At 39.2% G+C, this 11,045-nt stretch carries 8 protein-coding genes; 4 read left to right on the forward strand and 4 right to left on the reverse strand.

Annotated elements, in window-relative coordinates:
* Positions 1–1,920 carry a DUF2207 domain-containing protein gene (locus DRF60_RS14780; RefSeq protein WP_116012784.1) on the forward strand — a complete coding sequence of 640 codons (1,920 nt, stop codon included), beginning with the start codon at positions 1–3 and terminating at the stop codon, positions 1,918–1,920.
* A 69-nt stretch (positions 1,921–1,989) separates the two neighbouring features.
* Here the strand turns inward: DRF60_RS14780 and murA are convergent, their stop codons facing one another.
* Both murA and DRF60_RS14790 read right to left on the reverse strand, forming a co-directional pair.
* Positions 1,990–3,297, reverse strand: a complete 1,308-nt coding sequence (gene murA / locus DRF60_RS14785) for a UDP-N-acetylglucosamine 1-carboxyvinyltransferase (RefSeq protein WP_116012785.1) — start codon at positions 3,295–3,297, stop codon at positions 1,990–1,992.
* On the reverse strand, positions 3,297–3,971 hold the full coding sequence (locus DRF60_RS14790) for a DUF4290 domain-containing protein (RefSeq protein ID WP_116012786.1): 675 nt from the start codon (positions 3,969–3,971) through the stop codon (positions 3,297–3,299). The genes murA and DRF60_RS14790 overlap by 1 nt, the downstream gene beginning before the upstream one ends.
* Positions 3,972–4,160: 189 nt before the next feature.
* Between DRF60_RS14790 and DRF60_RS14795 the strand changes: the two genes are divergently transcribed.
* Positions 4,161–5,594 carry an alpha-amylase gene (locus DRF60_RS14795; RefSeq protein ID WP_116012787.1) on the forward strand — a complete coding sequence of 478 codons (1,434 nt, stop codon included), beginning with the start codon at positions 4,161–4,163 and terminating at the stop codon, positions 5,592–5,594.
* A gap of 203 nt (positions 5,595–5,797) precedes the next feature.
* Here DRF60_RS14795 and DRF60_RS14800 read toward each other — a convergent pair whose 3' ends face one another.
* Complete coding sequence (locus tag DRF60_RS14800) at positions 5,798–6,211, reverse strand: thiol-disulfide oxidoreductase DCC family protein (protein ID WP_116012788.1); 414 nt, start codon at positions 6,209–6,211, stop codon at positions 5,798–5,800.
* Positions 6,212–6,221: 10 nt separating this feature from the next.
* The gene (locus DRF60_RS14805; protein ID WP_116012789.1) at positions 6,222–6,683 is read right to left on the reverse strand and encodes a heme-binding domain-containing protein; all 462 of its coding nucleotides are present in this window, start codon (positions 6,681–6,683) and stop codon (positions 6,222–6,224) included.
* A 328-nt stretch (positions 6,684–7,011) separates the two neighbouring features.
* On the opposite strand from DRF60_RS14805, the gene katG reads away from it, so the two are divergent.
* Entirely contained in the window at positions 7,012–9,291 is a 2,280-nt protein-coding gene (katG, locus tag DRF60_RS14810; protein WP_116012790.1) for a catalase/peroxidase HPI, read from the forward strand.
* A 134-nt stretch (positions 9,292–9,425) separates the two neighbouring features.
* Positions 9,426–10,658 (forward strand): autotransporter outer membrane beta-barrel domain-containing protein, encoded by a 1,233-nt coding sequence (locus tag DRF60_RS14815; protein WP_116012791.1) that lies wholly within the window; start codon positions 9,426–9,428, stop codon positions 10,656–10,658.
* Positions 10,659–11,045 lie beyond the last annotated feature (387 nt).

Consider the following 11,045-nt stretch of genomic DNA (forward strand, 5'->3'; position numbering starts at 1 on the left):
ATGAAAAAGTTGCTGCAGCTTTTCTTTCTTCAGTTTTTTTTCATAGCCTTTGCCCAGAATGATTTGGAGCGGACAGACCCGTTGTCCATTTTGGGGCCTGAAAAAATTATATCCTTTCACTCGGATATTGACGTGGATGAGAATTCAGGCATTACCGTTACCGAAAATATTAAAGTCTACAGTCTCGGAGATAATATTAAAAGAGGGATTTTTCGCGCACTTCCTTTATCCAGAAATCTGAACAATAAAACCCAGAAAGTAAGATATCATATTATTTCAGTGAAAAAAAACGGAGAGGAGGAAGATTATCATGAAGAGAAAGAAGATGGCTACCTAAAAATATATGCCGGAAATAAAGATGTTATCCTGGATCCCGGAACCTACGACTATGAAATAAAATATAAAACAGAGAACCAGATCGGTTTCTTTCCGGAGTATGACGAATTTTACTGGAATGTAAACGGGACCTACTGGGATTTCGATGTAGATACTATTTCTGCGAAAGTGAACCTTCCTGCCGGAGCCGGGATTATTCAGAATTCTTGCTATACAGGAGCTTATGGCAGCAACAGCCAGAACTGTACTGTCAAGCTGTTGTCAGATCAGTCCATAGAATGGGGTGCTTCAGGTCTTCGCACTAATGAAGGCCTTACCATTGCGGTGGGTTTCAAAAAAGGAATTATGATACCGCCTCCGCCACCTACTTTCCTTGAAAAATATGGTATTTTGATTGCGGTAAGTATCGTATTCATGGTATTGCTTTTGTATCTTTATTCAACATGGGTGAAATACGGGATAGATCCTGAATCCCCTACCGTTTACCCGCAATTCAATGTTCCGGAAAATCTTTCGCCGGCTTCCCTGGGATATATTAATTCTGAAAGCTTTAAAAATAAATACCTGACGGCTGCAGTGGTCAGCCTTGCTGTAAAAGGATATATAAAGATTGTGGAAGGTGAAGATTCTGGTCTTCTGGGGTTTTTCAATACGAAAACCTTTACGTTGAAGAAGCTGAAACCGGCAGATGAAACTCTTCCGAAAGAAGAAATCAACCTGATGAACAGCCTTTTTTCAGAATCCGAAGATTCCGTAAAGTTTGATGGGAAATATAACTCTAAAATTGAAACCGCGGTTCAGAATTTCAAAGGAACATTGAGCTTTCAGCATGATGATTTTTTGAATGAAGGAAATAATAAGAAAAAGCTGGTGCTTCCATGGCTTGTAATTACTATTGTTTACGGCCTCGGATTATTTATAAGCTATAGTTTGCTACCGGAAATTGAAAGAATTTTAATGGGGGTAGTTTTGTATATTGTTCTTTTCATTGCATTTGTTTTAATAACATTTTTGTTCAGGAATGCTTCCTGGAAATTTTTGATTCCGCTTCCCATTGTTATTATCCTTGGAATTGGAGGAATTATTTCTGCTGGCGGAGGCGGTATTGAAAACCTCAATTTCAATGCCTGCTATATTTTCTATGTTCTTTCATTTTCTGTAATGATTGTTTATCAGTATTTAATCAAACAGCCATCTAAAGAAAAGCTGAGAAAACAATCCCTGATAAGCGGCTTCAAAATGTATATGGGAGCAGCAGAGAATGAACAGCTGAAGTTTCACAATCCCCCACAGCTGACCCCACAGGTTTTTGAAACTCTTCTGCCTTTTGCCATGGTCATGGGGGTGGATCAGATCTGGGGGCGGAAGTTTGATGAACTGCTTAAAAAAACAGCAGCAGAATATCAAAATACCTGGTACTACGGTGGCGTAATGAATCATCATGCTTTTGCCAATACCCTGAACTCAAGCCTTACCCAATCTATACAGTCTGCATCTACCAAACCGTCCAGCTCAAGCAGTGGTTCCGGTGGTGGTGGATTCTCCGGCGGTGGAGGCGGAGGCGGAGGTGGCGGAGGCTGGTAACCAAAAGCTATAAAAATAAAAGCGTTCAAATTAATTTTTGAACGCTTTTTTATTACGATAGAATATATTCTAAATCCTTTCAATATCCGCCCCAATGGCTTTTAGTCTTCCGTCAATATTCTCATAACCTCTGTCAATTTGTTCAATATTGTGGATAATGGATTTTCCTTCTGCAGAAAGCGCTGCGATAAGAAGGGCATTTCCCGCTCTGATATCCGGAGAAACCATGGTAGTTCCTCTCAACGGAGCTTCCTGGTTCAGTCCGATTACTGTAGCTCTGTGCGGATCACATAGGATAATCTGTGCTCCCATATCAATCAGTTTATCCACAAAGAATAGTCTTGATTCAAACATTTTCTGGTGAACAAGAAGGCTTCCTTTCGCCTGGGTGGCTACTACCAGGATAATCGATAATAAATCCGGTGTAAATCCAGGCCATGGAGCATCTGAAATGGTAAGGATAGATCCGTCGATGAATTTCTGAATCTTATAATTTTCCTGGGCAGGAATGAATATATCGTCATTGCTTTGCTCAAGCTCGATGCCTAATTTTCTGAAAGTGTTAGGGATAACGCCAAGCTGGCTCCAGTTGACATTTTTAATAGTGATCTCAGATTTAGTCATGGCAGCAAGACCTATCCATGATCCGATCTCTACCATATCCGGAAGCATCGTGTGTTCCGTACCGTGAAGATATTCAACCCCTTCAATCGTTACCAGGTTGGAACCGATCCCGGAAATATTGGCACCCATTCTGTTCAGCATTTTACACAGTTGCTGAAGATAAGGTTCGCAGGCAGCATTATAAATTCTTGTTTTTCCTTTGGCAAGAGTGGCAGCCATTACAATATTTGCAGTTCCTGTTACGGAAGCCTCTTCCAAAAGGATAAATTTCCCTCTCAATTCCTTAGCCTTTAATGAATAGAAATATTCATCTTCATCATAGTTGAATTCAGCGCCAAGTTCTACAAGTCCCTGAAAATGAGTATCTAATCTTCTTCTTCCTATCTTGTCGCCTCCCGGGGTCGGCATATACGCTTCACCATAACGGGCAAGCATAGGACCCATCAGCATAATAGACCCCCTTAGTTTGGCACCGTCTTTTTTAAATTCGTCAGACTTAATATAATCGAAATTCACCTTATCGGCTTTAAATGTGAAATCGCCTTGACCATTTTTGGTTACCTTAACCCCAAAATCACCGAGAATTTCAATCAGTCTGTTTACATCATGAATGTCCGGAATATTTTTAATTCTTACCTCCTCATCTGTTAACAGGACAGCACATAAAATTTGCAGGGCTTCATTTTTTGCCCCTTGTGGAGTGATTTCACCATGCAGTCTTTTCCCTCCTCTTATCTGAAATGTTCCACTCATTACTTTCTGTTTTTATGGTTGTTGTTATGCCTTCTCTTATTGGTTTGGTTTTTATTATTATTGTTGTTATTACTGTTGCTGCTTCTGCCGCTGTTACTGTTATTTCTGCTGTTGTTATTGCTGCTATAGTAGATCTTGCTCTTTTCCAGAGATTCTATCCCGGTAAGATCAAGTCTGTTTTCAGAAAGCTCCTTCAGGTGACGGAAAATAACGTCATCCGTTACATGTTCCTTATTATATACATTATAAGATTTCTTCATGTTGTTGGCAATTACTTCGATCAGGGCTTCCTTTTCGTCACCAGGCTCCAGTTCAATAGCTTTCTCTATCAGCTGAAGAATACTTTTTCCGTAGAATTTAAAATCTCCCTGAAGTTTAGGGTATTCCATTCTTTTAGGCTTTTCGGCAAGCTGTTCTCTGGTAGGGAAAGGGTATGGTGAATCCACATCAAGATCATATTCCGCTAAAATGAAAAGATGATCCCAAAGTTTATGCTTATAATTTTCTTCGTCACGGAGCTGAGGGTTTCTCTGACCCATAAAATCAATAATGGCCATAGCCATTTCACTCCTTTCCTCTTTGGTAGGGAGCTCTTTGCAACGTTCAACCAGCTGCTGTATGATTCTGCCATATTCCGGCATATGAAGCTGAGTTTTTTGGGTATTGTATTCCATAGTATGCAAATATATGGATTAAAAGAAAAATTGCTTTGAAATTATTAAAAGTTTATGATTTTTTAATGAAAATTTTATTTAAGCCATTAACAAGAATGTTTTGGTGAAAATGAATTTTTTATATGTTTTTTAGATTTTGTTTCAATAAAATTGTAATTTAGTTAATAGATTAATAATTAAAATACACGTATGAAAAAAACACATTTCTTAGTTTCGATGCTGGCCTTAGCATTTTTAAGTTCCTGTCAGAATAGTGATGAAAACGATAATGAAAGTCTTCGGAAAGAAGAAGTTCATAATAAGACTGTAAATGTCACCAATCATGACGGGCGTCCCTTCAGTACCGGAGGCGGATCTGCGGCAGGGAAATTTGTATCAGGTCCCGGAGGTGGAGTTATGATGCAGGGATTCTACTGGGATGTTCCCGAAGGTGGAACGTGGTGGAATACTGTAAAAGATAAGCTGACAGCCTGGTCGGATTCCGGAATTAGTGCAGTATGGCTTCCGCCTGCATCAAAAGCTCAGAACGGAGCTTACTCTATGGGATATGACCCGACAGATTACTATGATTTTGGAAATTTTAACCAGAACGGAAGTGTAGAAACCCGTTTTGGATCCCGGACCGAGCTGGAAGCATTGATTACAAAAGCCCATGCAGAAAATATGCAGGTGTATGCGGATATTGTCATCAATCATAACAGTGGCGGACAGTCTCAGGCTAATCCTTTCACCGGAACGAATACCTGGACAGACTTTTCAGGAGTTGCTTCCGGGAAATTTCAGCGAAGCTATCATGACTTTTACAAAAATTCTTATGGGAATAATGATGAAGGCGCTTTCGGAGGGTTTCCGGATCTCTGCCATGCCAATCCCTATGTGCAGGACTGGCTGTGGGGAAGAGACGATTCTGTAGGGAAGTATTATAAGAATGTTATGAAATTTGACGGATGGAGATTTGATTATGTCAAAGGCTTCGGGCCTTGGGTTGTCAATAACTGGAATTCCAATGTAGGTGGATTTTCCGTTGGTGAACTCTGGGATTCCAATGTAAATACCCTAGAATGGTGGGCTAATAATGCCAATAGCTCCGTTTTCGATTTTGCGGCATATTATAAAATGGATGAAGCTTTTGATAACGGGAATTTAAATATTCTGAATGACGACATGATGTGGAAAAGAAACCCTTACAAAGCCGTGACTTTCGTGGCCAATCATGATACCGATATTATTAACAATAAGATGCAGGCGTATGCTTACATTCTTACTCACGAAGGTTATCCTACCATTTTTTACCGTGACTACGAAGAGTGGTTAAACAAAGAAAGGCTTAATAATCTGATTTGGATTCATAATAATAAAGCTACGGGAACCACTTCCATACTCTACACGGATAATGATGAATATATTGCAAGACGTAACGGCTATAACGGGAATCCCGGCCTGGTGGTTTATATCAATAATTCATCAAGCTGGCAGGAAAGATGGGTAGAGACCAACTGGAGCAGCAAACAGATAAAAGATTTTACAGGTCATTCCGGATGGTATCCAACAACGCAGGGAGATAAATGGGTGAAAATTCAGGCTCCGCCAAACAGTTATTCAATATGGTCATTGAACCAATAAAATTTTTAACGATATAAAAGCAAGAAGCAAGGGTAGTTTATCCTTGCTTTTTTATTTATGATAGAAAAAATATTCAATAGGAGCGGGCTTTATCCCGTTTGTCGTTTTAAGAAAAATCAATTGGTTTTAGCCAAAATCATAATACATCACAACCGCAGTCTTCTGTAAAAATCCGTGAAATCTGTGGGTAAAATTAGAAAACCTTAAACCTCAATAAATTTCTTCTTTTGCTCAAGATCCGGAAGAAAACACTTCTGATTCGCTAGCTTCATCCTGTTTCTCGAAACAAGATCATACACCTGATCACTTAAAAATGCAGGAAGAAGTTTTCCAACAGCCGACAGCCTATAAACACCACCCAAAACATTCGCGATCTGTAATACTGCCCGCGATTTCGTATAATAATACTGTCCTGGTTTCCAGAGATACAGTGTATTGAATACTTTTGATTCAAGACCTCTTTCATTCAGGAATTTCTGCCCGAAATCAGATTGTAGTGAGGCAAACATAAACCGGTCATTCTTATCCCGTTCGAGAACCCATTGCACCCAAAAATTACAGACGCCACATTCGCCGTCAAAAAATACAATATATTTGTCTTTCCAGTTCTCTAGCATGATATTGATTTTAAAATAACATTTTCCTTTCGGTTTCTTCTTTCTCTTTTTTGAAATATTTTACCAGTTCCCTACGCTGTGCATCCGTCAGTTTAGCATCCTGATGTCCTATATAATAGGATTCCAAAGGCATTTCTTTCTTCTCAATCATCTCTATACATTCTTCCAGTTTATGAGCCTGCCTTTTAGATTCGTACGTAGCAAAGGTAGAAAAATTTAAATGTTTTCGGCCTTCCTCTATATGATTTTTAACAAACCATGAAGCCGGTGAAATACTTGCATACCACGGATATTCCGTTTCATTGGAATGGCAGTCATAGCAGGAAGTTCTGATGATTTTTGCAATAGGCTCCGGTGTTTTTTTTATCTTCAGGAAATCCATGCCAGGCGTAGGGGCTGGATTGGTCTTGTCGACCGGAAAAAACTGTATAATAATAAATGCAACAAGCAGAACAACCAGAATTTTTTTCATATCAATTATATTCTTAAACTATAAAAATAATCAAATTTTATTAAATCGAATGAACTGATTATCAAAATATAAAATGCTTATTTGAATCATTCTAAATATGGCGACTTAGTTTTGCTTTGTATACATCTGTTCTTGAATTTTTATTAACTTAATTGCATTATTTTGGATTTTAATATCCTGCTTTCAAACGATTGTTAAAATTGAGTTAATTATAGTTTTTAACTATTATCCAAATAAATATTAATAGATTATATTTATAAAGTAAACTTTGTAAGTTTGTCTTGTCTTAAAGAAAACTGTATTAATCAACATAAAAAATTAAACGACAATGGAAAATGATTTAAATGACATCAGTAAATGCCCGTTTCACAACGGGGAAATGAAAAAAGAAGCCGTAGCAGGCGGAGGAACCAAAAATCTTGACTGGTGGCCTGATCAGCTTAGAGTTGATATCCTGCGCCAGCATTCACCCCTTTCAGACCCCATGGATAAAGACTTTGATTATGCTGAAGCATTTAAGAGCCTCGACCTCGATGCTGTAAAAAGAGATCTCCATGCATTAATGACAGATTCTCAGGACTGGTGGCCTGCCGATTTTGGTCATTATGGACCTCTGTTTATCCGTATGGCATGGCACAGTGCCGGTACCTACCGTGTTGGGGACGGAAGAGGAGGAGCCGGTGCAGGACAGCAGCGTTTTGCTCCACTGAACAGCTGGCCGGATAATGTGAGTTTGGATAAAGCCAGAAGATTGCTGTGGCCCATCAAGCAGAAATATGGAAATAAAATCTCATGGGCAGATCTTTTGGTCCTTACCGGGAATATTGCTTTAGAGTCTATGGGCTTTAAAACATTTGGTTTTGCAGGAGGTCGTGAAGATGTTTGGGAACCGGATATGGATGTTTACTGGGGTTCGGAAAAAACATGGCTGGGAGGAGACCTGCGCTATGCTCACGGTTCAGAAGGAGTACCTGAAAAACACGGAGTGCTTCCTACTGATGATGATGCAGATGGTGATATTCACTCCAGAAACCTTGAAAAACCCCTTGCTGCCGTGCAGATGGGACTTATTTACGTGAATCCAGAAGGTCCGGACGGAAATCCTGATCCTATTGCAGCAGCCAAAGATATCCGTGATACATTCGGACGCATGGCAATGAATGATGAAGAAACCGTTGCTTTAATTGCCGGTGGACATACTTTTGGAAAAACTCATGGGGCCGGCCCTGCCGATAATGTAGGAAAAGAACCGGAAGCAGCAGGAATTGAACTTCAGGGATTAGGATGGAGCAGCACTTATAAATCAGGAAAAGGGGCAGATGCTATTTCCAGCGGTCTGGAAGTAACATGGACGGAAACACCAACCGAATGGAGTAATTATTTTTTTAAGAATTTATTTGAAAATGAATGGGAGCTCACCAAAAGCCCTGCCGGAGCTCACCAATGGGTAGCCAAAGACGGAGCAGAAATCATTCCTGATGCCTTTGATCCGTCAAAAAAGCACAGACCTACGATGTTGACAACAGATCTTTCCTTAAGGATGGATCCTGTGTATGAAAAAATATCAAGACATTTCTATGAAAATCCGGATGCATTTGCAGATGCCTTCTCGAGAGCTTGGTTTAAGCTTACCCATAGAGACATGGGCCCCAAAGCGAGATATCTTGGGCCGGACGTTCCCCAGGAAGAACTGATTTGGCAGGATCCTATTCCTCAGGTTGATCATGAGCTGATTGATGATGCAGATATTGAGACCTTAAAGGAGAAAATATTAAATTCAGGATTAAGTGTTTCAGAATTAGTATCTACTGCATGGGCTTCTGCATCTACATTTAGAGGAAGCGATAAACGCGGTGGTGCCAACGGAGCAAGAATAAGACTGGCTCCACAAAAAGACTGGGAGGTAAATAACCCCGTTCAGCTTCAGAAAGTTTTAGGAGTTTTAGAAAACATTCAAAAAGAATTCAACAACACTCAAATTGTCAATAAAAAAGTATCATTGGCGGATGTAATTGTTCTTGCAGGGAGTGTAGGAGTTGAAAAAGCTGCAAAAGAAGCAGGGCATGATATCAAAGTTCCTTTTGCACCCGGAAGAATGGATGCTTCACAGGAACAGACCGATATAGAATCCATGAGCTATCTGGAGCCTGCAGCAGATGGATTCCGTAACTATCTGATAAAGAAATTCAGTGTATCTACAGAATCCTTACTGATTGATAAGGCACAGCTTTTAACCTTAACAGCGCCTGAACTTACCGTGCTTATAGGCGGAATGCGCGCATTGGATACGAATTTTGACGGATCAAAACACGGGGTGTTTACCAACCGTCCGGGAGTACTTACCAATGACTTTTTTGTTAATCTTCTCGACATGGGAACGCAATGGAAAGCTATTTCGGAAGATCAGGAACTGTATATGGGCACAGATAGGTTCACAGGACAGCCAAAATGGACCGCTACCCGCGCAGATCTTGTATTCGGTTCCAATTCTGAATTGAGAGCGATTGCGGAAGTGTATGCCAGTTCCGATGCCCAGAGAAAATTTGTAAATGATTTTGTTTCCGCCTGGGTTAAAGTGATGAATTCTGATAGATTTGATTTAAAGTAATTGTAAACTTAACATAATATTGCGAAGACAGCTGTGAAAGCTGTCTTTTTTTATAGATATTTTTATAAATCAATTTGTAAAATGATATAATATTTAAATTAATTATATATTTGTTGAGAAAAAACAAATACGTTATGTTAAAAAAATTATTTCCTGCCCTATTATTGGTAGGGTCATTTAGTTTTGCCCAAGTGGGAGTGAATACAGATCTTCCAAATGCTACGCTGGATGTAGCGGGGAATCCGACCGATATCTTAAAATTTGATGGAATTATTGCGCCTAGGATTACAGGTGATCAATTGAATCTCAAAACTTATACACCTTTACAAACTGGAGCGTTGGTATATGTGACCGCTGCCGGGGCCTTAAATGGACAAACTGCTGATGTAAGCACCGCTGGATATTACTATTTTAACGGGGATTTGAATAAATGGGTAAAGCTAAATACTGGAATTTCTGCAGTTCCATGGAATTTACAAAATACTGCCAATCCTGCGGTCTCTAATAATCAAAATATTTATCAAAATGGAAAGGTAGGGATTGGATTTACTCCTGCTGATGCTGTATCTGACAGACAGTTTGAAGTGAAAGGTGATATGAAAGCTCAATATGGAACCGGCAGCAATTACTTTGGTATAGATACTAATCTTTTGGGGGTAGGGAATGGTTTCTATTATTCAGATAATAGTGATCTTTCTGCTGCTACAAATACAAGTGTAGTGATGACAAGACCGGGAATAAGCACTTTACAATCCAATAATGGATTAGGAGGGGGAAGTATTGCTGCTTTCTCAGAGTCTACCGGTGGCTCTTTTGCCTTAGTCTCAAATAATCTGGATCAAAGTATAAGCGCTTCCATTTGGGGGATAAGCAATGGAAGTATCAGTAATCTTACCCTGAGCCATAATGGAGCTGGGACAGCATCAACGGATATTACCCTTGAAAAGCTTAAAGGAGTTAGTTTTTCTTATAAAGATGCATCCGGTGCACCTCAGGGAAATTATACTTTTCCAAGAACGAGCGGCCAGGCCAGTCAGGTTTTAGCGACAGACGGGGCTGGAACGTTATCCTGGAGAGATGCTTCATCTTTAAATGCAAAAATAAGAACACTGTCTTCAGGAGCTGTTGCACCAGATGATTACACCATCCTTGTTACAGGAGATATTTCACTTCCGGCTGCAACTGCAGCCAATCAAGGGAAAGTTTATAATTTGGTCAATGATACAGCTGGAAATGTTACTATTAATGGAAGTTTTAGGATTAACGGGGGCAATTTTACCAATTATGGTTTGAATAACAGTGATTGGGGAAGAGCAATTGTGGTGCAAAGTACCGGTTCAGCCTGGGTGGTGATTTCGAGATATTAACTTTTAAGCAAACAATTATTTCTAAAGAATGGGATTTCATGTGGCAGCAAAAAGTCTTTAAAATAATAGTTTTAAAGACTTTTTTATAACATATAGCTTATCCCCCCAATATAATGACTTATGGTTATTTAGGTGTTGATATCCATTATAATACGAAAATATATCGGTTAATAATAAAATATTTCACAATCCAAATAAATATTGATATTCTATAAATTTAATACGACAGGTTTTGTCGCTTTGTAGTAATACTTTTGTATTATAACAACTTGGCACACCAATAAAAAAACGAATAAGTGATAAAATTGATATTAAATCACATTCATATGACTTTGATACGTTAAAAAACGTTAAATTTGCAGAATTATACCAACTAATACACACAAA

This window comes from Chryseobacterium elymi (genome assembly GCF_003385495.1).
GTDB classification, from domain to species: Bacteria; Bacteroidota; Bacteroidia; order Flavobacteriales; family Weeksellaceae; genus Chryseobacterium; species Chryseobacterium elymi.

Excerpts from the sequence above, each read along its gene's own strand:
- DRF60_RS14805 (WP_116012789.1), bottom strand. The coding sequence starts at position 6,683 with ATGAAAAAAATTCTGGTTGTTCTGCTTGTTGCATTTATTATTATACAG.
- katG (WP_116012790.1), top strand. The coding sequence starts at position 7,012 with ATGGAAAATGATTTAAATGACATCAGTAAATGCCCGTTTCACAACGGG.
- DRF60_RS14790 (WP_116012786.1), bottom strand. The coding sequence starts at position 3,971 with ATGGAATACAATACCCAAAAAACTCAGCTTCATATGCCGGAATATGGC.
- DRF60_RS14780 (WP_116012784.1), top strand. The coding sequence starts at position 1 with ATGAAAAAGTTGCTGCAGCTTTTCTTTCTTCAGTTTTTTTTCATAGCC.
- DRF60_RS14800 (WP_116012788.1), bottom strand. The coding sequence starts at position 6,211 with ATGCTAGAGAACTGGAAAGACAAATATATTGTATTTTTTGACGGCGAA.
- DRF60_RS14795 (WP_116012787.1), top strand. The coding sequence starts at position 4,161 with ATGAAAAAAACACATTTCTTAGTTTCGATGCTGGCCTTAGCATTTTTA.
- DRF60_RS14815 (WP_116012791.1), top strand. The coding sequence starts at position 9,426 with ATGTTAAAAAAATTATTTCCTGCCCTATTATTGGTAGGGTCATTTAGT.
- murA (WP_116012785.1), bottom strand. The coding sequence starts at position 3,297 with ATGAGTGGAACATTTCAGATAAGAGGAGGGAAAAGACTGCATGGTGAA.